The 21,443-nt window shown below is 39.5% G+C and carries 25 protein-coding genes and 3 pseudogenes; 25 read left to right on the top strand and 3 right to left on the bottom strand.

The window, feature by feature from the left end; all coding sequences use genetic code 11:
- Nucleotides 1-143: 143 nt before the first annotated feature.
- The 8 genes and pseudogenes from OCV72_RS16760 to OCV72_RS03805 form a co-directional block, all read left to right on the top strand.
- Nucleotides 144-428: pseudogene (locus OCV72_RS16760) on the top strand (NifB/NifX family molybdenum-iron cluster-binding protein); the annotation flags it as partial.
- A gap of 113 nt (nt 429-541) precedes the next feature.
- Nucleotides 542-751 (top strand): DUF6219 family protein, encoded by a 210-nt coding sequence (locus OCV72_RS03835; protein ID WP_021737557.1) that lies wholly within the window; start codon nt 542-544, stop codon nt 749-751.
- A 3-nt stretch (nt 752-754) separates the two neighbouring features.
- Nucleotides 755-1,213, top strand: a complete 459-nt coding sequence (gene bcp, locus OCV72_RS03830; RefSeq protein ID WP_055282061.1) for a thioredoxin-dependent thiol peroxidase — start codon at nt 755-757, stop codon at nt 1,211-1,213.
- The gene (yaaA, locus tag OCV72_RS03825; RefSeq protein WP_055282059.1) at nt 1,210-1,959 is read left to right on the top strand and encodes a peroxide stress protein YaaA; all 750 of its coding nucleotides are present in this window, start codon (nt 1,210-1,212) and stop codon (nt 1,957-1,959) included. The genes bcp and yaaA overlap by 4 nt, the downstream gene beginning before the upstream one ends.
- A 127-nt stretch (nt 1,960-2,086) precedes the next feature.
- Complete coding sequence (locus tag OCV72_RS03820) at nt 2,087-2,494, top strand: Fur family transcriptional regulator (protein ID WP_055282056.1); 408 nt, start codon at nt 2,087-2,089, stop codon at nt 2,492-2,494.
- Nucleotides 2,487-3,107: pseudogene (locus OCV72_RS16755) on the top strand (flavin reductase family protein); the annotation flags it as partial. The gene OCV72_RS03820 and the pseudogene OCV72_RS16755, both read left to right, overlap by 8 nt.
- A gap of 18 nt (nt 3,108-3,125) precedes the next feature.
- Nucleotides 3,126-3,668, top strand: coding sequence for a rubrerythrin (rbr, locus tag OCV72_RS16750; protein WP_242859206.1), 543 nt, complete (start codon nt 3,126-3,128; stop codon nt 3,666-3,668).
- Between the two features lie 7 nt (nt 3,669-3,675).
- Nucleotides 3,676-3,831, top strand: a pseudogene (locus tag OCV72_RS03805) (desulfoferrodoxin family protein); the annotation flags it as partial.
- A 113-nt stretch (nt 3,832-3,944) separates the two neighbouring features.
- Here OCV72_RS03805 and OCV72_RS03800 read toward each other — a convergent pair.
- The gene (locus OCV72_RS03800; RefSeq protein ID WP_055282052.1) at nt 3,945-4,298 is read right to left on the bottom strand and encodes a cupin domain-containing protein; all 354 of its coding nucleotides are present in this window, start codon (nt 4,296-4,298) and stop codon (nt 3,945-3,947) included.
- A gap of 142 nt (nt 4,299-4,440) precedes the next feature.
- Between OCV72_RS03800 and OCV72_RS03795 the strand changes: the two genes are divergently transcribed.
- The 4 genes from OCV72_RS03795 to OCV72_RS03780 all read left to right on the top strand — a co-directional run bounded on the left by OCV72_RS03795 (nt 4,441) and on the right by OCV72_RS03780 (nt 6,933).
- Entirely contained in the window at nt 4,441-4,773 is a 333-nt protein-coding gene (locus tag OCV72_RS03795) for a winged helix-turn-helix transcriptional regulator (RefSeq protein ID WP_008373705.1), read from the top strand.
- A 140-nt stretch (nt 4,774-4,913) separates the two neighbouring features.
- Nucleotides 4,914-5,351, top strand: a complete 438-nt coding sequence (locus OCV72_RS03790) for a radical SAM mobile pair system MarR family transcriptional regulator (RefSeq protein WP_004853467.1) — start codon at nt 4,914-4,916, stop codon at nt 5,349-5,351.
- A complete protein-coding gene (locus OCV72_RS03785; protein WP_055282050.1) occupies nt 5,348-6,037 on the top strand; it encodes a radical SAM mobile pair protein A in 690 nt (229 codons plus the stop codon). Before OCV72_RS03790 ends, OCV72_RS03785 begins: the two co-directional genes overlap by 4 nt.
- Nucleotides 6,025-6,933, top strand: coding sequence for a radical SAM mobile pair protein B (locus OCV72_RS03780; protein WP_055214576.1), 909 nt, complete (start codon nt 6,025-6,027; stop codon nt 6,931-6,933). Before OCV72_RS03785 ends, OCV72_RS03780 begins: the two co-directional genes overlap by 13 nt.
- Nucleotides 6,934-7,229: 296 nt before the next feature.
- Here the strand turns inward: OCV72_RS03780 and OCV72_RS03770 are convergent, their stop codons facing one another.
- Entirely contained in the window at nt 7,230-7,667 is a 438-nt protein-coding gene (locus OCV72_RS03770) for an Rrf2 family transcriptional regulator (RefSeq protein WP_055282048.1), read from the bottom strand.
- 154 nt (nt 7,668-7,821) lie between these two features.
- Between OCV72_RS03770 and OCV72_RS03765 the strand changes: the two genes are divergently transcribed.
- The 5 genes from OCV72_RS03765 to OCV72_RS03745 all read left to right on the top strand — a co-directional run bounded on the left by OCV72_RS03765 (nt 7,822) and on the right by OCV72_RS03745 (nt 11,581).
- Complete coding sequence (locus tag OCV72_RS03765; protein ID WP_055282046.1) at nt 7,822-8,691, top strand: SIR2 family NAD-dependent protein deacylase; 870 nt, start codon at nt 7,822-7,824, stop codon at nt 8,689-8,691.
- Between the two features lie 5 nt (nt 8,692-8,696).
- Nucleotides 8,697-9,539 (top strand): SIR2 family NAD-dependent protein deacylase, encoded by an 843-nt coding sequence (locus OCV72_RS03760; protein ID WP_242859198.1) that lies wholly within the window; start codon nt 8,697-8,699, stop codon nt 9,537-9,539.
- A 47-nt stretch (nt 9,540-9,586) separates the two neighbouring features.
- Nucleotides 9,587-10,567 (top strand): SIR2 family NAD-dependent protein deacylase, encoded by a 981-nt coding sequence (locus OCV72_RS03755; protein WP_055282041.1) that lies wholly within the window; start codon nt 9,587-9,589, stop codon nt 10,565-10,567.
- A 359-nt stretch (nt 10,568-10,926) separates the two neighbouring features.
- Complete coding sequence (locus OCV72_RS03750; RefSeq protein WP_028087389.1) at nt 10,927-11,142, top strand: hypothetical protein; 216 nt, start codon at nt 10,927-10,929, stop codon at nt 11,140-11,142.
- A gap of 22 nt (nt 11,143-11,164) precedes the next feature.
- Nucleotides 11,165-11,581, top strand: coding sequence for a hypothetical protein (locus OCV72_RS03745; RefSeq protein WP_055182627.1), 417 nt, complete (start codon nt 11,165-11,167; stop codon nt 11,579-11,581).
- Between the two features lie 51 nt (nt 11,582-11,632).
- Here OCV72_RS03745 and OCV72_RS03740 read toward each other — a convergent pair whose 3' ends face one another.
- Nucleotides 11,633-12,148, bottom strand: a complete 516-nt coding sequence (locus OCV72_RS03740) for a helix-turn-helix domain-containing protein (protein WP_055282039.1) — start codon at nt 12,146-12,148, stop codon at nt 11,633-11,635.
- A 141-nt stretch (nt 12,149-12,289) separates the two neighbouring features.
- On the opposite strand from OCV72_RS03740, the gene OCV72_RS03735 reads away from it, so the two are divergent.
- The 8 genes from OCV72_RS03735 to OCV72_RS03700 all read left to right on the top strand — a co-directional run bounded on the left by OCV72_RS03735 (nt 12,290) and on the right by OCV72_RS03700 (nt 21,099).
- Nucleotides 12,290-12,745: a zinc ribbon domain-containing protein gene (locus tag OCV72_RS03735; RefSeq protein ID WP_055282037.1), complete on the top strand. Its 456-nt coding sequence runs from the start codon at nt 12,290-12,292 to the stop codon at nt 12,743-12,745.
- 1 nt (nt 12,746) lies between these two features.
- Nucleotides 12,747-13,301 (top strand): hypothetical protein, encoded by a 555-nt coding sequence (locus OCV72_RS03730; RefSeq protein ID WP_055282034.1) that lies wholly within the window; start codon nt 12,747-12,749, stop codon nt 13,299-13,301.
- A 258-nt stretch (nt 13,302-13,559) separates the two neighbouring features.
- Nucleotides 13,560-13,853: an autorepressor SdpR family transcription factor gene (locus OCV72_RS03725; RefSeq protein ID WP_022074984.1), complete on the top strand. Its 294-nt coding sequence runs from the start codon at nt 13,560-13,562 to the stop codon at nt 13,851-13,853.
- Nucleotides 13,828-14,862, top strand: coding sequence for an SdpI family protein (locus tag OCV72_RS03720; protein ID WP_055282032.1), 1,035 nt, complete (start codon nt 13,828-13,830; stop codon nt 14,860-14,862). The genes OCV72_RS03725 and OCV72_RS03720 overlap by 26 nt, the downstream gene beginning before the upstream one ends.
- 47 nt (nt 14,863-14,909) lie before the next feature.
- Nucleotides 14,910-18,521 carry an ABC transporter ATP-binding protein/permease gene (locus OCV72_RS03715; protein WP_055282030.1) on the top strand — a complete coding sequence of 1,204 codons (3,612 nt, stop codon included), beginning with the start codon at nt 14,910-14,912 and terminating at the stop codon, nt 18,519-18,521.
- Nucleotides 18,522-18,643: 122 nt separating this feature from the next.
- Nucleotides 18,644-19,372: a DUF554 domain-containing protein gene (locus OCV72_RS03710; RefSeq protein ID WP_055282028.1), complete on the top strand. Its 729-nt coding sequence runs from the start codon at nt 18,644-18,646 to the stop codon at nt 19,370-19,372.
- Between the two features lie 66 nt (nt 19,373-19,438).
- Nucleotides 19,439-20,527: a GGDEF domain-containing protein gene (locus OCV72_RS03705; protein ID WP_055282025.1), complete on the top strand. Its 1,089-nt coding sequence runs from the start codon at nt 19,439-19,441 to the stop codon at nt 20,525-20,527.
- 44 nt (nt 20,528-20,571) lie between these two features.
- Complete coding sequence (locus tag OCV72_RS03700; RefSeq protein WP_055282023.1) at nt 20,572-21,099, top strand: CinA family protein; 528 nt, start codon at nt 20,572-20,574, stop codon at nt 21,097-21,099.
- The last annotated feature ends 344 nt before the right edge of the window (nt 21,100-21,443 follow it).

Genomic DNA, 21,443 nt, shown 5'->3' with positions numbered 1-21,443 from the left:
ACCCTCTTTCTTTTGTATATATGAAAGATATTTTTTTATGTACGAAGGAAGGAGGTTTTTTCATGCCTAAAGTCAGAAAATAAATTCCAGAATTGGAAAAGCTGGTGCAGGTCAGAAGAAAAAAATTTGTCCGTTATGAGGAAGGGGCACAATTATATTCTATTTACCAAAAATATGCAGTGGAAAAAGGAGAAGGTATCATGAGAATAGCAGTAACATATGAAAATGGACAGATTTTCATCACTTTGGACACACAGAGACATTTAAGATCTATGATGTAGAGGAGGGAAAAGTGGTACATTCAGAAGTAGTAGATACGAATGGAAGCGTACATGGTGCATTTGCAGGAGTTCTTCATGCATTAAATGCAGATGTTTTGATCTGCGGTAGAAGCTTTTATCAATGAAACACTTGAATATAATCCGGATGGATTGATTATTTTTTTCTCTGCTTGTCGAAAGTGATGGATAGAATGTATAATATTGTTAATGCTCCAGAGATATTTATTTTGGAAACAGCTTAATCAATTTGGAGGTATAAAATGAAAGCACATAAGTATTGGTCAATCGGAGCGTTAATTACTATGATTGGAACTTTTTATACTGGATATAAAGGATCCAAATCAGGTCATAGGTATTTTGCGTGTAGCACTCTTATATGTATGATCATGTCTATGTATACAGGACATAAAATGATTTCAGGTAATAAAAGAACAAGAAAACAGGTGGAAAATACAAAAGCGGAGGAATAGTAAATGTTAGAGTTAGGAATAAAAGCACCGGATTTTGAATTGCCGGATCAGAACGGAGAAGTGCATAAATTAAGTGATTATTTAGGTAAAAAAATAATTTTATATTTTTATCCAAAGGATAATACACCAGGATGTACGAAGCAGGCATGTGGCTTTTCTGAGCGTTATCCACAGTTTACTGAGAAGGGAGCTGTTATTCTCGGAGTAAGCAAGGACTCTGTAGCGTCTCACAAGAGATTTGAAGAAAAATACGGACTGGCATTTACGCTATTAGCAGATCCGGAGCGTAAAGTTATTGAAGCATATGATGTCTGGAAAGAAAAGAAAAATTATGGAAAAGTATCTATGGGTGTAGTAAGAACTACATATCTTATTGATGAGCAGGGAATCATTATAAAGGCAAATGATAAAGTCAAGGCGGCAGATGATCCTGAAAATATGCTTAAGGAATTGGCACAATGAAGATTATTTTATCACCTGCAAAAAAGATGATTGTAGATACCGATAACTTAGCACCGGTTGAGCTGCCTGTCTATATTGATAAGACAGCAGAAGTATTAAACCGGATGAAAAGCAAATCAAAAGAAGAACTGAAAGCTATATGGAAATGTAATGACAAGATTGCAGAGCAGAACTTTAACAGATTGGAAAATATGGATCTTTATAACAGGCTTACTCCGGCTGTTTTAGCATATGAAGGGATTGCATTTCAATATATGGCACCATCTGTGTTTGAAATCCAGCAGTTTGAGTATTTGCAAAATCATTTAAGAATCTTGTCTGCGTTTTATGGCATTTTAAAACCAATGGATGGTGTGACTCCTTATCGTCTTGAAATGCAGGCAAAGGTTGGAATTGGAGATGCAAAAAATCTGTATGAGTACTGGGGAGAATTGTTATACCGCTCAGTAATCGATGACAGTAGGATTATCATTAATCTTGCATCAAAAGAATACTCAAAATGTATAGAAAAGTATCTGACACCACAGGACAGATATATTACGATTGTATTTTGTGAGTTATCCGGAGATAAATTGGTAACAAAAGGTACATATGCCAAGATGGCTCGTGGTGAAATGGTCAGATTCATAGCGGAAAATAATATTGAAAATCCGGTGGAGATTCAGAAATTTGACAGACTCGGATATTCGTTTAGGTCTGATTTATCTTCAGATTCAGAATATGTATTTGAACGCAAAATAAAATAGTTATTCAGGTAAAAGATGCTCAGTTTGGCATCTTTTATAATAATGAGAATTATTACTATTTTTATTGACAACAGGATGATAGTGGTATACAATCCTTATTAAGAATTAATCCTAATAAGGAGGACTAATGACAAGTAGGAGAAATACCATTCAAAAAGATCTTGTAAGAAATACCGTATACGAAATGAGAAGACACGTTACGGCAAACGAAGTGTATGAATTTATAAAAGAAGTATATCCAACAATTGGAAAAGGAACTGTATATAGAAATCTTGATATATTGGTAGAGGAAGGTGCATTAAGAAAGGTTGAAGTTCCGGATGGACCGAACAGATTTGATTTTACATTGAAAAATCATTACCATGTAAGATGTATAAAGTGCGGTGAAATTTTTGATGTGGATATGGATCAAATACCGGATTTGCTGGAAAGAATTCATAACACTCATGGAATTGAATTTGTGGATTATGATATTTCATTTAAAGGCATTTGCCCGAAATGCAGGGAGAAGGTAAAGGAGGAACAGCATGGATAGGAAAGCAATGTATAAGTTGAGTTATGGACTGTTTATATTGACCGCTAAAGAAGCAGAAAAAGATAACGGATGCATCATTAATACAGCCATTCAGGCAGCTTCGGAACCAAACCAGTTAAGTATCTGTGTAAATAAGGCAAATTATACGCATGATATGATTCAAAGAACTGGAAAATTTACTGTATCAGTCTTAAGTCAGAAGGCACAATTTGAATTGTTCAAACATTTTGGCTTCCAATCAGGAAGAGATACCAATAAGTTTGAAGCATTTGAGCAGTGTGCCAGGGGCACAAATGGTATTTATTATATTACAGAAGGTACAAATGCATACATTTCCGTGACAGTTACTAAAACAGAGGACTTGGGTTCACATACGATGTTTATCGGTGAGATAACCGATATGGAAGTTTTAAGCAATGTTCCTTCAGTAACATATGATTATTATCAGAATAATATTAAGCCTAAGCCACAGGAGGTTGGAAAAACAGAGGACAGTCAGACAATATGGCGTTGCAGAATTTGCGGATATGAATATGTAGGCGAGGAATTACCAGATGACTTTATATGTCCTTTGTGCAAGCACCCGGCATCAGATTTTGAAAAAGTAGTAAAGAAAACGGAGGTAAAAGAGATGGCAGCAAACAAATATGCAGGAACACAGACAGAGAAGAATTTACAGGAGGCATTTGCAGGGGAATCACAGGCAAGAAATAAGTATACCTATTTTGCTTCTGTAGCGAAAAAGGAAGGTTACGAGCAGATGTCAGCATTGTTTTTGAAGACTGCAGATAATGAGAAAGAACATGCAAAGATGTGGTTCAAGGAATTAGCAGGAATTGGTGATACAAAAGAAAACTTAGCTGCTGCTGCAGAAGGAGAGAACTACGAGTGGACAGATATGTATGATGGCTTTGCTAAAACAGCAGAGGAAGAAGGTTTCCCTGAGCTTGCAGCAAAATTCAGGGCAGTAGGTGAGATTGAGAAGCACCAGGAGGAAAGATATCGTGCACTTCTTAAGAATATTGAAACTGCACAGGTATTTGAAAAGAGCGAAGTTAAGGTATGGGAATGCCGTAACTGTGGACATATTGTAGTCGGAACAAAGGCTCCAGAGGTATGTCCGGTATGCAATCATCCGCAGAGTTATTTTGAAGTACGTGCAGAGAATTATTAAGGGAGAATATATTGAATGGATTACATTAAATACCAATCAGGGCGTTTATAGAAAACAGTTAAATCCAGGACAGGAGCCGGTTGCAGATTTCTGTCTTTGTGACGGAGAGCAGGTGGAGGAAGTATATGCATACTGCAATTTACATGGATTATGGAAATGTTAAAATAAACTTTGTACATACGAATACTATAGAGTAAACGTAATATTGAACAAAAAAGAAATGCACAGTTCTTAGCTTATCGTGAACTGTGCATTTTTGTAAATAAATACTTTTAATTAGCCGATTACGGCATCCTCTGCTGTAAAATGTTCCAGAGAATTTTCTTTTACCTGAATGCAGATATAAGTAATTCCAGAAATATCGGATGCAAAAAACTGACGCTTTGCAGCAGGTGCGATTTTTAGCCAGTCTCCAGTTGAAAGGCTAATTTCTTCTCCATCAATTATGACTTTGCCGTTACCTGAAAGAATTCCATAGATTTCTTCATTTTCTTTATGAGAATGAACAAATGGTACATTTGCTCCTGCAGGTAGTTCGTTTAAACTGATTTCTGCACCAGTTAAAGACAACTTTTCATGCAGCTCAATTCGGCTTTCCTTTCCAATAGTTGTTTTTGTGTAATTTGCCATAATAGTACCTCCATAGTTAATTTGTAGTTTCTGGTTGCTTGGTATTAGTATAGTGTGAGACACATACAAAAACAAGTACGCACCTTTTTGTAACTGTACACTCAAAAATGAATGTGTTACAATAGACTCGGAGGTGAGAATTATGCGAGCAAAAGAAGAATTACCGGAATGCCCAGTTGCAACAGCAGTATCTCTTATCGGAGGAAAATGGAAACTGCTGATTTTGCGTAACTTGAAAGAGCGTCCATGGAGATTCAATGAGCTACAACGAAGTATAGATGGTATTTCACAAAAGGTTTTGACAGATAGTTTAAGACAAATGATGAGTGATGGGCTGGCATATCGCCACGATTACCATGAGCAGCCACCGAGAGTTGAATACGGCTTAACGGAACTCGGAACAAAAATGCTTCCAATTGTTAATTCACTTGCTGACTTTGGTAACTACTATAAATCAATTATTGAACAGAATTAAGGACGTTAGTATTTGAAAAGCTCGAACAATTCCAGTTTGGGAATTGAAAAAACGGAATTTACCTATTAAGACATATAAACTCTTGACAATAAAGCTCCTATATAGTATGTTTTAATAAACTACTATATAGGAGCTTTTGTATGGAAATGAATGGAGGATTTCTTGTCACCAAAATAAAACAGCTTGGAGACCGGATTTTCGAGAAGATTCTCAGTGAAAAGAATATTGATGCGTTTAATGGAGCCCAGGGACGTATTCTTTATGTGCTGTGGCAGGAGGATGGTATCTCAATCAGGTCACTCTCGACTAAATGCGGATTAGCGATAACATCTCTTACTACGATGCTGGAAAGAATGGAAAATCAAGGGCTGATAAGCCGTGTTCAGTCTGAAACGGACAAAAGGAAAACACTCCTGTTTCTGACTGAGAAAGCACATGCCTTAAAGGGCGAGTACGATTCTGTATCTGATGAGATGGGCAGTATTTACTACAAAGGTTTTTCAGAGGAAGAAATTACCCGGTTTGAGGAATGCCTCGACCGCATCAGAAAGAATCTTGAGGAGTGGCAGAAGTCATGAGTATTTATATCAAAGATCAGATTCAGAACATGAATATCGTCATTGGCTGCACAGAGGGGTGTACATATTGCTATGCCCGCAACAACGTGAAACGCTGGCATATGATTGATGACTTCGCTGACCCTGAATTCTTTCCGGGTAAGCTCAAGATGATGGAAAAGAAACGTCCGCAGAACTTTCTTCTTACCGGGATGAGCGATCTCTCCGGATGGAAGTCGGAATGGAGAGACGAGGTATTTGCAAAGATCCGTGAAAATCCACAGCATCAGTTCCTGTTCCTTACCAAGCGACCTGATTTGCTGGATTTTGATATCGATCTGGAAAACGCATGGTTTGGCGTTACGGTGACGAGAAAAGCAGAACTGTGGCGTATCGACGCCCTTCGGAAAAACGTCAGAGCAAAACATTACCATGTTACCTTTGAGCCGTTATTCGATGATCCCGGCACAGTTGACCTTTCCGGAATCAATTGGATCGTTGTCGGCACCATGACCGGAGCTCAGAGCAGGAAGATTCATACGGAGCCGGAATGGGCATGGTCTCTGACGGATCAGGCACATAAGCTCGGCATTCCGGTGTTTATGAAGGAAGACCTTGTCCCTATCATAGGGGATGAAAATATGATTCAGGAAATGCCGGAAGAATTTAATAAAGTGTTAGAGGTACAGAAATCATGGAAGAAGTAATAAATGGAATCCTCATTCGTGAGGTGGAAACAAAGAACATCATGACTAAGTCTAGTCTGCCGGTAGGCGGTTACTCGGTCAATCCCTATGTGGGCTGTACACATGCCTGCAAGTATTGCTATGCTTCTTTTATGAAGCGCTTTACCGGGCACAAGGAGGAATGGGGCACTTTCCTTGATGTGAAGCATTGGCCGGAAATTAAAAATCCGAAGAAATATGCCGGACAGCGGGTAGTCATCGGTTCTGTGACAGATGGCTACAATCCACAGGAGGAGCAATTCGGGAATACCAGAAAACTTCTGGAGCAGCTGATCGGCAGTGACGCAGATATTCTGATCTGCACAAAGTCGGATCTTGTGGTACGAGATATTGATCTGCTGAAGAAGCTTGGACGTGTAACCGTTTCATGGTCAATCAACACACTAGATGAAAATTTCAAGAACGATATGGATTCTGCTTCGAGCATTGAGCACCGTATCGCTGCTATGAAGCAGGTATATGAGGCAGGTATCCGTACAGTCTGTTTCGTATCCCCGGTATTCCCCGGTATCACGGATTTTGAAGCAATCTTTGAGCGGGTAAAGGATCAGTGCGATCTGTTCTGGCTCGAAAATCTCAATCTTCGAGGCGGTTTCAAAAAGACAATTATGGATTATATCGCCGGAAAATATCCTGATCTTGTACCACTTTACGACGAGATCTATAACAAGCATAACCGCAGCTACTTTGAAGCACTTGAAGTAAAAGCTGAGAAAATGGCTAAGAAGTATGATTGTGCCTTTGTGGATAATGAAATGCCTTATGGCAGAGTCCCGCAGGGGCATCCGGTGATCGTAGATTATTTCTATCATGAGGAAATCCGTGGGACAGAGAATACCGGAAAAAGAAATCGCTAATTTCAAGTTTGTAGAATTCAAAAATTTAATATGAAATGTGAGATAGAGCGTATGGAAATTAACTATACGTTCTATTTTTTTGCCTTTTTTGAAAAAGTGATTAAAAAACTATTGACATTTTGTTACTGGCAAAACTGCAAAATCGATTTTGCTTTCCTGTGGTGCCAGACTTTCACCATTTGATATTCAGGAGCTTCGAGAAAGCATGTCGTATGACGAAATGGAACTGGATATGATCGGCGATCAGAGAACAGCCATGTTTGTCATCATCAGTGATACCGATGACACATTCAATTTTAAAGGTTTTTAACTTTCCTGATTTTAAAATAATACCGATCAATAATATCCTGCAATGTAATGGATTTCATTTTTTCATCTACCATATTTTGAATTTCATGATAGAAGTCCCCAATAGCGAATTGAATGTTGATACCGATTCCACAATCCGGATTGGTATCTGTGTCCAGGTGAAGCAGCGGCTTATCGCCCTCTACAGCTCGGTAGATGTCATACATATTGATTTTATCTGCCGATTTTGCAAGAGCGGCATTCGCATGACCTTGTGTGTTGACAACAATGCCTGTATTTTTCAGGGTTGCCATAAGTTGTCTGACATAAGCCGGGTTTGTCTTGATACTTTCTGCAATTTTTGTGCTGGAGAGTTGTTCGTCATCTCCAAGAGCAATAAATATAAGAATATGAATGGTGTCACTAAGCTTTGTGGAATATTTCATTTGTCACCTCGAATTTTCTTCTTGCAATTTTTAAACTTACATGATAACATGACTTTAATGCTTGATGTAAATTTAATTTTAACAAGGAAAAAAATAAAAGTCAAGCAAAATAAAAGGTGTGGAATCTGATATAAAAAAGGAGATAAAGTGGTGTATGCAAAAGGAGGAACAAGTCAGTTTTCTGGCAGAAAAAATCCGTCAGGCAGATGCCGTTTTGATAGGCGGTGGTTCTGGTCTTTCCAGTGCGGCGGGATATAACCATTATCATTGGCTACCCTATATGGAGGAATGTTTACAAGATTTCAAGGAGTGGTATGGATTGAAATCTCCTTTTGACGGTTTTTACTACTGTTATTCATCGCCGGAACAACAGTGGGCATATTATGCACGTTACATACAAAGTATGTGGGATGCACCTACAGGACAGCCATACTATGACCTGCGTGATATTGTGGCGGAAAAAGAAGTCTTTGTTTTAACAGCCAATATAGATATGCAGTTTGAACGGATTTTTCAGAAAGAAAGGATTTGCGATTATCAAGGTAACATCGGCTATCTTCAATGCAGTCAGCCTTGCCATGACCAAATTTATTCCAATGTAGAAATGATTCGCAGGATGAACGAAAATATCCGGGGGCTGCGTGTTACTTCCGAGCTTCTGCCAAGATGTAATGAGTGCGGGAGAATCATGGTTCCCTGGGTAAGGGATGATACATTTTTGGAGGGGAAAGACTGGAGGGAAGGTGTAAGGCGATATGAGAATTTCCTAAAAAAATATCTCATGAATGGAACAGATAAGAATGTTGTACTGCTGGAGCTGGGGGTTGGTGAGATGACACCCAGTATTATTAAACTTCCTTTTTGGGAAATGACATACAAAAATGAAAAGGTATTTTATGCCTGTCTGAATCAGAAGAAATCCTCAGTTCCAGAGCATATAAAAGACAAAGGCATTTATATAGCAGGAGATTTGGCAGAAACCCTGCGGGATTTAAAAGAAAACATAGCGGGAAAGGAAATGTGATGAAGATGAATGTATATCAAGAGATAAGTCAAATCATCAAAGACGCAGATGGTATTTTGATTGGAGCCAGTAATGGTTTGTCTATCGCAGAGGGATATAATATTTTTGCAGATGACGCATGGTTTCAGGAAAATATGGGAGATTTCAGAGAAAAATACGGACTGCGTTGTGTTTTACACGGATTTTCAGTGCCAATGAAGGTAGAAGAAAAGTGGGCGTTTGTAAGCAGACTTGTTAAAGCAAAAGCTATGCAGGATGAGCCGAGTGAGATTATGAAAAACATCTATGCACTAGTAAAGGATAAAGAATATTTCGTAGTAACTTCCAATGCGGAGGATCATTTTGTGCCGGCAGGTTTTGAGGCAAACCGTGTTTTTGAAATGGAAGGGAAATTAACCCAGATGCGGTGCAAGAATAGATGTCATGACGAGGTCTATCCTAATCAAAAAGCAGTTCTCGCCATGACAGAAGAGGAAGTAAACGGAAGAGTACCCAAAGAGTTACTGCCGAAATGTCCAAAATGCGGTGGAGATATGGAAGTAAATTGGGGTGAGATGTCCTCGTTTACAGAAACGAAAAATTGGAAGGAAAAGGCTGCCCGCTATCAAGAATTTATTCAGAATTTACATGGAAAGAAGCTGGTAATTCTGGAATTTGGCATTGGTTGGAGAAATCAGATGATTAAAGCTCCTTTGATGCAGCTTGCAGCAGTAGAACCACAGGCAAGATATATCACATTTAACAAGGGCGAAATTTACATTCCAGAGGAAATCAAAGAAAAATCCATCGGTGTGGATGGTGATCTTACGGTAGCGTTAAAGGAAATCAGAAAGGGAAGGATAGACTAAGTAAGATGGTTAAAGATATTACAGTTGTGAGATAGGAGAATGAAAAAATGAGCTGTTATGAAAATTTGGTAATGAAAACACAAATGAACTATTCCAGACACTATAGTACCTATGCATCCGGCGGTACTGCTGTAGTGTTGAGCAAACAAAAACCACTTCCTTATGAGGAACAGATTCAGGAATTTGTTCGCAGAGTGCAGGAGGCAGAGTGTATCGTAGTAGGCGGAGCATCCGGTTTATCAGCGGCTGGAGGTGGTGATTTTTATTATAGTGATACCCCTTCTTTTCGTGAGCATTTTGGAAAATTTGCAGATAAGTATGGATTCAAAGGTGCTTTTAGCGGAATGATGCATCGGTTTTCTACAAGAAATGAACATTGGGGATATGTGGCAACCTTTTTAAATACTACACAAAATGCTCCTATCAGAGAGCCATATCTGGATTTGGATAGAATCTTGCAGGGAAAGGATTTACATATCTTAACGACTAATCAAGATACACAGTTTGTAAAGATTTATCCGGAAGAAAAGGTCAGTGAGATTCAGGGAGATCATCGTTTCTTCCAGTGTTCCCAGTGTTGTCAGGATGAAACATGGGATGCCGTACAACCTGTGGCAGATATGATTGCGGCCATGGGAGAGGGGACAATGGTGCCGGATGAACTGATTCCTCGCTGCCCTCATTGTGGTGCGGAAATGTTTCCGTGGGTAAGAGGATATGGGAATTTTCTGCAAGGGAAAAAATACGAAGAAGAATATGAAAAAATCTCAAAATACATTCAAAAGAATAAAGATAGAAAAATTCTCTTTATAGAACTTGGAGTAGGGCGCATGACACCGATGTTTATACAGGAGCCGTTTTGGGAACTGACAAACAGCTTGAAAGATGCATATTATATCTCCGTAAATTCAGAATATCAGTTTTTGCCGGAATTCATTGAAGATAAGGGGATTGCTATTTTGGGAGATATAGGAACAGTGTTAAAAGATTTGCGGAAAGCAAAAGAGGAAAGTGCATTTGTATGTTAAGTTGATTCTGTTTGAAAAAAATACTGCTATATAACCAATAGGCTCAGGGAATTTCCTCTGGGTCTTTCTTAAGATTCCTCGAAAATTGAGAATTACATATGTTCAATTCTTTGTATTAGGTATATATTTTGAAAAGTTGTCCGGTTATACTGACAATATCAAAAGGCAGAACTATTAGAATGAGGTGAGCAGATGGATACAGCACAGAAAATAAGGTTAATTCGGATGATTGAAAAAATAGAGAAGAATCCAGAATTCAGTAGTAAAATTGGTGTGAGAAATACATCTGAGTTTATATCAAGTAAACAATCAAAAAAATGAATGATTCAAATCATAACAGGAGTCAGAAGGAGTAGAATATGTTATCGTTACTATTTGCTATATGCATGATCTGGTTTATTGGAAAATTTTTTATATTTGGTGTAAAAGCATCCTGGGGAATCTTAAAGCTGCTCTGTACAGTTGTATTTTTCCCGGTGATTTTGATAGGAATGGTTGTTGGCGGACTGATTTATATTGCATTTCCATTGTTGATCATCGGCGGAATCATTGCACTTATATCATCTAACTCATAAAAATACGAGGAGGGAAGAAATTATGGGATATGATATAGAAAAAGAGAAACGAGAAGCGATTGAAGCAGGACAACGTGCGTTAAGTAGTCTTCGGACAGCAGAAGAAAACCTGAACAGTGCAAAAAATTGGGGCTTGGTGGATATGTTTGGCGGTGGATTCTTTTCTACGATGTTGAAACACTCCAAGATGGATCAGGCCAGACAAAATATGGAACAGGCGAAATATGATCTTCGTAATTTCAGTAGGGAATTAAATGATGTGAACATGGCTTGTAATTTAAACATCAATACTGGAGACTTCTTATCCTTTGCAGATTATTTTTTTGATGGATTTGTTGTGGATTGGATGGTGCAGGATCGAATCAATAATGCCAGACATCAGGTGGAAGAAGCTATCCGCAGAACGGAATACATCATAAACCAGTTACAGCATATGTAAAGGAAAGAGGCAGTGGACCATAAATAGGTTCGCTGCCTTGTTTTTTCATATTTATTTCTGTTTCTTTTTTTCTTCTCTGAGCAATTCGATGTTTAGTCCCTGCTCTCCGGCTGTTTTATCAACCCAGAGATTCAGAGAATCTATTGCCAGAGAAATTTCATCCAGTTTGTTGCTGATAAAAGCAAAATCCTTGATCTCATCATCGCTGATCTTACCGTCACGGGCAATCTGGATCAGACGTGTGGTAAGAGGATTAATCTCATTCAGACTGGCAATGGTTTCCAGGATTATATTGGATAAGTCGGAAACTTCGACTTCCGGGACATAACGATGACCAATTTCGCATTTATGAGAGCAGTAATAATTGCAGAGATCCGGGCGCTTGTAAGCATCAGCCATCTGGATGATATCGTAAGGTGTGGGTTCCTGTATTTCATATTCAAATTTTTCAATTTTAGAATCAGAAACAGCAGTCATTTTTTCGCTGGCTTCTGATCTGGTAAGACCGGCTTCTTCCCGGCAAATCTGATAAATTGTCTTATTTTCTCTTGTAGATTGTTTCCCCATGAGAATAACCTCCCTGTATATCGCAAAACATGAGGATTATCGGGTGGTAAGTCCACATGCTGTACGTCTATTTCCTTTATGAATTTCATTATACTTGAAGCATCAAGAAACAACAAGAGATAACAGGAAGGAGCAAGTTATATGCTTTTGTGGCAAGGCAACAGCACATATGATACAGAAGCAGATAAAAGAAGACTGCGAAACATATGGCATGATAATAAGCAAGATATAGGCTACAATTATCAACAAGAGAGATCCTTTGATACATTGGAAAATGCGGTCAGTCACGGGAATGCAGATGCAGGTTCTGTGATGGGAGCCGGAATGGGTCTTGGAATGGGATTCGGCGTTGGAAGAGAGATGGGAAACCAGTTCTCTTCTATGGCACAGAATATAGATTTGCGTGGCGGATATAGAAAATCAAAATTCTGCCCGCAGTGCGGGAACGAAGTCCTGGCGGATGCAAAGTTCTGTTCCGAGTGTGGAAGCCGGCTTATAAGCAAAGAGAGACACTGTCCACAGTGTGGAACTGTGCTGGAAGGGAATCTACGTTTCTGTCCGGAATGTGGAAAACGATTAGGTGGGGAGGAAATATAAAATGTTGATTATGAAAAAGATTCTGTCAGTTGTGGGGATTACCGGAGGAACATTTTTTCTTCTGGTTGCAGCAATCTGTGTGGAAGAATGGTTCTCTGATCCGGCATATGCAGCGGATATGGAAATTTCGGGATTGATTATGTGCATTGTTCTTGGAATTTTCGGGGTGATCCTGATTGTGCTCGGGATCCAGACACTCCGTCTGCAAAAGCTGTATCGAGAATATAAAGAGATTGCAGAAGCTTCGCAGGATGGATTTATCCCGGATATGGCAGCGATTCTTAGCCAGCCGGAGGATAAAGTACGTCGAAATCTTGAAAAATTGTGTAAAAAGAAATATTTTAACGATGCTTATGTGGATAACAAGGCAAAGTTATTTGTTCGAAAGAATCAGATGAATCAGAAGATTGGTAACCCCTCTTTTACAAAGACGGTCAAACAGACAGATGCAGAACTTTTTACTGTAAAATGTAAGGGATGTGGTGGTATCAATAAAATTCAAAGAGGAGCCGTGGGCGAGTGTGAGTATTGTGGTTCGCCGATCAGCGGGGAATAATAAAAGAAAGACCTATTGTGGAACCGTTATCCATGATAGGTCTTTCAAAGTGAAAATGTAAATACTATTCTGCAGTAACTGTAGCACCGAAAGCCCCCATTACTTCCGAATTCGCTTCAGCATGCACACCAAACTGTCTCTGGTAATCGGCTAATTTTTCCTTTGCATTCATTTTTATTTCTTGACATATAATGCATCTGGAATTACAATATATTTAACAATTAGGTTAAATGTTAAATAAAAGGGTGGGATGAATTTTTGGGTATACAAGATACATTAAAAGCATTGGCTGATCCAATACGACGCGAGATTTTGAATTTGTTGAAAAATGGTCGGCTTTCAGCCGGAGAGATATGCGAACATTTTTCAGTAACGGGAGCATCTATATCAAGACATCTGGCAGTATTAAAGGAGGCTGATTTGATTCGAAACCAAAGAGAAGGAAAGTTTATTTATTATGAATTAAACACTTCCGTGTTGGAAGATGTCATGTTGTGGATAACAGACTTGAAAGGAGCATCGGACGATGAAGGAAATGATAAAAAATTATAGAGGTACATTAATTAGCTCTGGACTGGTAATTCTTGCAGGGATTCTGGTAGGTTTTACGAGTATACAGGGTAAGTGGTTAAATGTATTTTTTATAGTGATGCAATGTGCGCTTGTGACAATCATATTTTATGATAACAGGAACAGACAACAAAGTCGCAAGGTTATAGGGATGACTATATGGATTATACCTGTTATTACATTGATTTATAACGGTATTGCCAGATTGGTCAACATGGGAGCAGATACAGAGAATTTATTTATGGCATTGATTTATTATGGAACAGGTTTAATGTTTATGGTTATAGGAAATTATCTGCCAAAGGTAAAACAGAACAATACGATAGGAATCAGGGTCGTATGGACATTGCAGGATGAAGAAAACTGGAATGCAACGCATAGATTCAGTGGAAAGATATGGGTGGCATCAAGTATTCTGTGCATGCTTTGCGGTCTTTTTGCAGAAAGCATAGCAGCACTCGTTTTGTATATTGTAAGTATTATGGCAGCCGCGATCATCAGTGTTCTTTATTCCTATCTCTTTTATAAGAAAAAGATAGGAACCGGAGAAAAATTAAAAATTCAGTATAACAAAAAAGTAATGGTGGTGTACGGAATCGTAACAATTTTAACTATTATATTTATTATAGTGACTTTGTTTTGGGGAAGTATTGACATTCACTTCCAAGATAACAATTTTACTATCGAGGCGCAGGGATGGAGCGATTATACGGTAGCCTATACGCAGATTGACAGTATCTCATACGAAGAGAATTTATTACAGAATTCGAATGATTATAGAACTAATGGTTTGGGAAATTTTAAATATGCTATGGGAAATTTTAGAAATGATGTTTATGGAAATTATATCCGTTATACACATTCGTCCTGTCATTCATATGTAGTCATGAGTGTAGATGGAAAAATATTGGTTATAAATGGTGAAAATGATTCGGCGACAGAAGAAATATATCATACTATCAGTGAGAAGATGTCACGGGAATTAGAATAGAGTCATCTCATTCTTAAAGCTGATACTATATTTATAGGAGAATTTAAATGCTTCAAATACAACACATAAAAAAAGAGTACCGGACGGGAAGTCTGGTACAGAAGGCTCTGGACGATGTGAGTCTGAATCTGAGAGATAATGAATTCGTAGCAATCTTAGGTCCCAGTGGTTCCGGCAAAACCACGCTTCTGAATATTATCGGAGGACTGGACCGCTACGACAGCGGAGATCTTATCATCAATGGCATTTCCACAAAAAAATATAAGGACAGAGACTGGGATTCGTACCGTAATCATACGATTGGTTTTGTATTCCAAAGCTACAATCTGATTCCGCATCAGACGGTGCTTGCAAATGTTGAGCTGGCACTGACAATTTCGGGAGTCGGGAAGGAAGAAAGAAGAAAGCGTGCAGTGGATGCACTGGAGAAGGTGGGGCTTGGGCAGCAGCTTCATAAGAAGCCGAACCAGATGTCGGGAGGGCAGATGCAGAGAGTCGCAATTGCAAGAGCGCTGGTCAATGATCCGGAGATCCTGCTTGCAGATGAGCCGACCGGGGCACTGGACAGTGACACCAGTGTGCAGGTCATGGATCTTCTTAGAGAGGTAGCGAAAGACCGTCTGGTCGTTATGGTCACACATAACCCGGAACTGGCAGAGCAGTATGCGACCAGGATCGTCAATCTGAAAGATGGAAAGATCCGTTCGGACACAGATGAACATATTGTGGAAGAGGAAAATCTGGCACCGCCGGAGCATAAGAATATGGGGAAATCTTCCATGTCTTTTCTGACGGCATTGTCACTGAGTTTTAATAACTTAAGGACAAAGAAAGCAAGAACCCTTCTGACTTCTTTTGCAGGATCTATTGGAATTATCGGAATTGCACTGATTCTGGCTCTCTCAAATGGCGTCAACGCTTATATCCGGTCCATTGAGGAGGAGACATTGTCTGAATATCCACTGCAGATACAAAGTACCGGATTTGATCTCACTTCCATGATGGTGGGTATGAATGGGGATCCCGGAAGCAGTGATGATAAGAAAAGTGGAAAAGATAAAGATAAGGTAAAGGTCATGCAGGTAGTCACCAATATGTTTTCAAAGATGGATTCCAATGACCTTGGTGCTTTAAAAAAATATCTGGACAGTGGTAAATCTAAGATTCATGACTATACAAAAGCAATAGAATATTCTTACAATGTGATGCCGCAGTTGTTCCGACAGGACGGTGACAATGTTCGTCAGGTCAATCCGGATCAGTCATTTTCTTCATTGGGACTTGGTGCATCTGCAGGTTCGAATAGTCTGATGTCCTCCATGATGAGTACCAATGTGTTCTTTGAGATGCCGGAAAATACGGATCTCTATGAAGGACAGTATGATGTAAAAGCCGGAAGATGGCCGAAAAAATATAATGAATGCGTTCTTGTGCTGACGCCGGATGGTTCTATGAGCGACTTCTTATTATATACATTGGGACTCAGAGACCAGGTTGAACTCGATGATATGATTAAGCAGTTCATCAACGAAGAGACGATAAAAACGCCTGAAAATATTGGAACTTATACTTATGATGATATTTTGGAAAAGACATTTAAACTGGTAAATGCTTCAGATTATTATGAATATGACGATCAATATCAGGTGTGGAAAGACAAAACTGACAATGCGGATTACATGAAAAAACTGGTCGAAGACGGTGAGAATGTAAAAATTGTGGGAATCGTGCAGTCGGCCGAAGATGCGAAGGCTTCATCACTGACACCGGGAATTAACTATACCTCAGATCTTGTAAATCATGTGGCAGAACAGGCAAAAGGCAGCGAGATTGTAAAACAGCAGCTTGCGAATCCGAATGTAAATGTATTTACCGGGGAAGAATTTGGCAATACAGGTGGGAACAATGGATTTGACATGAATTCTCTGTTCAGTATAGATGAGGATGCCCTGAAAAACGCATTTGGTTTTGATAGCAGTGCTATGAACAATCTTGGAAGTTCCATGGATCTGTCGGGACTTGATCTTTCCAAGGCATTTCAGATGGACGGAAATTCTATGGATTTGTCCGGTATGGTGAATCTGGATCAGGTAGAAATCAACATGGGCAATATGCCACAGATGAATCTGGGGGATATTCTTACGAATCTGGATGTACAGGTCAATGCGGATGGCATGCAGAAAATGTTATCCGGCCTTTCGGAAGGTTATCAGGAATATGTAAAGAGCCATCCGGAAGCGGATTATTCCAATCTTGGAAATCAGATTGCAGAATATCTGACTTCCAATCAGGCAAAGGGCATTATTCAGAAATATTTGAAAGACATTCTGAAAAATAACGGGGAAGTTACGATTACACCAGAGCAGATTAAGGAACTGTTGACCAACGTGATGAGTGATTTTCAAAGCTGGCTTGTAGAGCAGAACGCTAATCCGGGTGCAGAGGAATTTGGAACGTACTTCCAGCAGTATCTACAGACCGGGCGTGCCAATGCAATTGTAAATAAATGGGCCAATGAAATATTTGGAAATATAGATTTCAACATTTCCAGTGACACATTGCAAGCTATGGCAAAGGAACTGGCAGATGGGTATACTGTATATGCAAAGGAAAAGAATTATGCAGATCCGACAAAGATGGCAGAGAATTTTGTGAATTATATAAAGACGGATGACGGAAAGAGACGCCTGAACCAGGGACTTTCTGAGGCAATCAATATGGATAGTCTCCAAAAGCAAATCAGCACGGCCATGAGTAGCTACATGGGTCAGGCCATGAGTGCATATACCGGTGCCATTTCTCAGACAATCAGTACACAGATGACATCTGCTATGAGTCAGGTGACCACGCAGCTTGCCGGTGGACTTGAAACGGTTATGACATCTGCCATGAGCCGGATTGGAGAAAATCTACAAAAAGCACTGGGAGGCTCTATGAACTTTAATGCCGATGCATTTGCAAATGCATTCCAGTTCAATATGACGGAAGATGATCTGACGGAACTTATGATGTCCATGTCCGGAGCACAGAGCACTTCCTATGATAATAATCTGCAGCAGCTCGGATATGCAGATTTCAGTCAGCCGAGTTCCATTTCCATTTATCCAAAAGACTTTGATAACAAAGAAAAAGTGGTAGAGGTTCTGGATCATTATAATCAGCAAATGGAAGACGAGGGAAAAGAAGAACAGGTGATTTCTTATACGGATATTGTAGGAACGATGATGTCATCAGTGACTACTATTATCAATACAATCAGCTATGTACTGATTGCATTTGTGGCAATTTCCCTGCTCGTATCATCGATCATGATTGGAGTTATTACTTATATTAGTGTACTGGAACGAAAGAAAGAGATTGGTATTTTAAGAGCCATTGGAGCATCCAAAGGAAATATCTCGCAGGTATTTAATGCAGAGACATTTATCATCGGACTCTGCGCCGGACTTATCGGTATCGGACTGACGCTTTTGATATTGATTCCGGGAAATATGCTGATACATGCACTTGCAGACAATAACCGGGTCAGTGCAATCCTTCCAATCGCACCGGCGATCGTACTGATTCTTTTAAGTGTGGTGCTTACCTTACTTGGCGGATTGATTCCTTCAAGGAAAGCTGCCAAGAGTGATCCGGTGACCGCACTTCGAACAGAATAATGAAAAATAAAAGTTTACATGGTAAAAAGTTTTGTGATAAACTAAATGTCAGATTGTAAATTCGCGGTGCAGAGGGAATTCCCTGCACCGTATCTGTATTTTTAGAAAGACGAGGGATAACTATGCCAATAGGAGTTATTATCAATGCCCTGTCGGTTGCTGCCGGTGGTGTGATCGGGGCATTATTCGGGCATAAACTGCCTGAAAAATTTAATTCGGAGCTTACCAAGATTTTTGGAGTCTGCTCAATGGGAATGGGAGTTAGTTCCATCGGGCTTATGAAAAATATGCCTGCCGTTATTTTTGCAGTGATTATCGGAACTGCATTTGGTTTGGCTGTTAATCTTGGAGGAATGATTAATCGTGGAGCGGTTTGTATGGAGAAACCGGTGGGAAAATTATTCCCGAATAAGAATAAATCTATGTCCAGGGAAGAATATATGTCCATGCTTGTGACAATTATCGTACTGTTCTGCGCCAGTGGGACAGGAATCTACGGTGCGTTGGATTCGGGAATGAGTGGGGATCATACGATTCTGATTTCCAAGTCGATTCTGGATTTCTTTACTGCGATGATTTTTGGAGGAACATTGGGGATGGTGATCGCAGTGGTTGCAATTCCGCAATGCGTGATTTTCCTTATTATATTCGCAGCAGCAAAATTTATCTTTCCACTGACCACACCGGATATGATTGCAGACTTTAAAGCATGCGGTGGTTTCCTGCTTCTGGCTACCGGTTTCCGGATTGCAAAGATTCATGATTTCCCGGTTGCAGATATGATTCCGGCTATGGTGCTTGTGATGCCGGTGAGCTGGTTCTGGGTAAATATGATAGTACCGGTACTGTAAAGTAGTGGATAATAAAATATGTTTCATAGTATGTTTCAGAATTAGAAGAAAATGGAAAGGTATGCAATGAACGGATATTTTTGTGTATTAACTACAATTGATTTTTTTGTTTTATGTTTTATGTGTATTCTCACATATTTGAGTGAAACGCTTAGTAAAAAACAAAAGCGTGGTTTCTTTCTTGCCTTTGTTCTGATCGCAGGGATTTCCGTACTGGAAGTCATTACTCTTGTAGTGGATGGTCTGCCTCCGGGGTACCGCTGGCTGAATATTACTGCTAACTATCTTGGCTTTGGTCTGTCACCGGCTGTCTGTATCTGTCTTGTATACGTTTTGGACAGGAAAACAGCTCTGCGGCGTGAGATCAGGACGGCGGTGCGTATTGAAATCGGGTATTTGATTTTTCTTTTTGTTACGATTCCATGTGGAATTGTGTTTTCTGTGAGCGCAGATAACATTTATTCACGTGGTCCGCATTTTTATATATATGTCATCATGTATTTTGGGGCGATCTTATATCTTTCTGCATCTACGGTCATTACCGCCAGGGAGTTTCAGAATCGCAGCAGACTTCTGATCTATCCACTTATTCTTTTCGTGATGGCGGAAACGATCATTCAGGTTGCTCTTCCCGAACTTCATGTTACCTGGTTATGTGTTACGTTGCTATCGGTATTGTATTTTATCTATTGCAGCGAGATGTGGAATCAGTTGGATGCACTTACAGGGCTTTTGAACCAGAACAGCTATCTGAAGCAGACAGGTGGGGTGAGGTACAAAGGAGGAGTGCTGGTTGTGTTTGATGTGGATGATTTCAAACAGATCAACGACCAATACGGCCATATACAGGGAGATCTTTGTCTTGCAGGAATCGCAGAATGCATCAAAAAATCTTATGCAAACTTTGGATATTGCTATCGTATAGGTGGTGATGAGTTTTGTGTTCTTCTGAAAAACGGTGGCAACGAAGGAAGGTGTAAACAAGAATTTTTGCAGAGACTGCAAGAAAAACGAGGGGAGATTGCATTTTTACCTACGGTATCCTATGGATCAGCCCCGTTTTCCGGAGAGGATATTGTTAAGGTTAAAGACAGAGCTGATCAGGATATGTATCAATATAAAAAAGAACGTAAGAATCGGAAAAGATTATCCTAAAAAGAGTTTATATTAGAATAATTATAGAAGATAAGGTGAAATAATTGAAGAATGCAAATGGTTATAATGAGTCGGACATCAGAAAAGACTACCACAATCTGACAAAATTATTAATAGAGAAGAATATGACGATCACGACGATGGAATCTGCCACATCAGGGCAGATTGCATCTTTGATTACCGATACCGAAGGGTCATCAGCTATATTAAAAGGCGCATTTATTACTTATTGCAATGAAGCCAAGATCATGCAGGGGGTTCCGGCAGAAATCCTGGATAAATATACGGTATATTCAAAAGAAACTGCAGAGGCTATGGCGAAAGCCTGTGCGAAAACATACAATGCCAATATAGGTATTGGTGTCACCGGTACGATGGGGAATATAGATCCGGCTAATTCGGATGCATCTGTTCCAGGACGGGTATATTTTGCAATTGTGACAGATGGTAAAGTGGAGTCGTATTATGTGGAATTGGAACCACAGCCTACACGTCTGGCTTATAAGCTGGCAGTTGCAAAAAAAGTCTGCGATGCACTTATGAGACAGCTGGAAAATTTAGACAGAGCATGACTCATTTCATTATGAGAGAGTTATGCTCTGTTTTTGTGAAAATGTATATAAGAGAATGAGGAATAGAAGTAGAATTATCTGAATTGTCTAAATTGCAGAAAATATAAAAACAACGTTGACAATTCAAACGCCCTTGTGGTATATTAATCTAGCTGTCGCGTTAGACAAGGCCGTGAGGTAACAGAGTCGAAGCAGAAGACAGCGGGAACTGATTACGGAAAAGCAGAAAATGCTGGAACATAATCAGAAATCTTCGGGAATTGTTCCTGAAAAAAAGAATAAAATAACAGTTGACAAACACAACTGCTTGTGATATTCTTAATAAGCTGTCGCTTGAGACAAAC

The sequence above is a fragment of the Dorea amylophila genome, from assembly GCF_025567265.1.
In the GTDB taxonomy this organism is placed as follows: Bacteria; Bacillota; Clostridia; order Lachnospirales; family Lachnospiraceae; genus Dorea_A; species Dorea_A amylophila.
Note: the sequence above shows the minus strand (reverse complement) of the source record. Positions and strands in the feature narration are given on the sequence as shown.

Excerpts from the sequence above, each read along its gene's own strand:
- OCV72_RS03780 (WP_055214576.1), top strand. The coding sequence starts at position 6,025 with ATGGAAGAAGTAATAAATGGAATCCTCATTCGTGAGGTGGAAACAAAG.
- OCV72_RS03745 (WP_055182627.1), top strand. The coding sequence starts at position 11,165 with ATGGGATATGATATAGAAAAAGAGAAACGAGAAGCGATTGAAGCAGGA.
- OCV72_RS03705 (WP_055282025.1), top strand. The coding sequence starts at position 19,439 with ATGAACGGATATTTTTGTGTATTAACTACAATTGATTTTTTTGTTTTA.
- OCV72_RS03800 (WP_055282052.1), bottom strand. The coding sequence starts at position 4,298 with ATGGCAAATTACACAAAAACAACTATTGGAAAGGAAAGCCGAATTGAG.
- rbr (WP_242859206.1), top strand. The coding sequence starts at position 3,126 with ATGGCAGCAAACAAATATGCAGGAACACAGACAGAGAAGAATTTACAG.
- OCV72_RS03710 (WP_055282028.1), top strand. The coding sequence starts at position 18,644 with ATGCCAATAGGAGTTATTATCAATGCCCTGTCGGTTGCTGCCGGTGGT.
- OCV72_RS03755 (WP_055282041.1), top strand. The coding sequence starts at position 9,587 with ATGAGCTGTTATGAAAATTTGGTAATGAAAACACAAATGAACTATTCC.
- OCV72_RS03715 (WP_055282030.1), top strand. The coding sequence starts at position 14,910 with ATGCTTCAAATACAACACATAAAAAAAGAGTACCGGACGGGAAGTCTG.
- OCV72_RS03750 (WP_028087389.1), top strand. The coding sequence starts at position 10,927 with ATGTTATCGTTACTATTTGCTATATGCATGATCTGGTTTATTGGAAAA.
- OCV72_RS03740 (WP_055282039.1), bottom strand. The coding sequence starts at position 12,148 with ATGGGGAAACAATCTACAAGAGAAAATAAGACAATTTATCAGATTTGC.
- OCV72_RS03790 (WP_004853467.1), top strand. The coding sequence starts at position 4,914 with ATGGAAATGAATGGAGGATTTCTTGTCACCAAAATAAAACAGCTTGGA.
- OCV72_RS03765 (WP_055282046.1), top strand. The coding sequence starts at position 7,822 with ATGCAAAAGGAGGAACAAGTCAGTTTTCTGGCAGAAAAAATCCGTCAG.
- OCV72_RS03770 (WP_055282048.1), bottom strand. The coding sequence starts at position 7,667 with ATGAAATATTCCACAAAGCTTAGTGACACCATTCATATTCTTATATTT.
- OCV72_RS03730 (WP_055282034.1), top strand. The coding sequence starts at position 12,747 with ATGTTGATTATGAAAAAGATTCTGTCAGTTGTGGGGATTACCGGAGGA.
- OCV72_RS03820 (WP_055282056.1), top strand. The coding sequence starts at position 2,087 with ATGACAAGTAGGAGAAATACCATTCAAAAAGATCTTGTAAGAAATACC.
- OCV72_RS03735 (WP_055282037.1), top strand. The coding sequence starts at position 12,290 with ATGCTTTTGTGGCAAGGCAACAGCACATATGATACAGAAGCAGATAAA.
- OCV72_RS03720 (WP_055282032.1), top strand. The coding sequence starts at position 13,828 with ATGAAGGAAATGATAAAAAATTATAGAGGTACATTAATTAGCTCTGGA.
- bcp (WP_055282061.1), top strand. The coding sequence starts at position 755 with ATGTTAGAGTTAGGAATAAAAGCACCGGATTTTGAATTGCCGGATCAG.
- OCV72_RS03835 (WP_021737557.1), top strand. The coding sequence starts at position 542 with ATGAAAGCACATAAGTATTGGTCAATCGGAGCGTTAATTACTATGATT.
- OCV72_RS03760 (WP_242859198.1), top strand. The coding sequence starts at position 8,697 with ATGAATGTATATCAAGAGATAAGTCAAATCATCAAAGACGCAGATGGT.
- OCV72_RS03785 (WP_055282050.1), top strand. The coding sequence starts at position 5,348 with ATGAGTATTTATATCAAAGATCAGATTCAGAACATGAATATCGTCATT.
- OCV72_RS03795 (WP_008373705.1), top strand. The coding sequence starts at position 4,441 with ATGCGAGCAAAAGAAGAATTACCGGAATGCCCAGTTGCAACAGCAGTA.
- yaaA (WP_055282059.1), top strand. The coding sequence starts at position 1,210 with ATGAAGATTATTTTATCACCTGCAAAAAAGATGATTGTAGATACCGAT.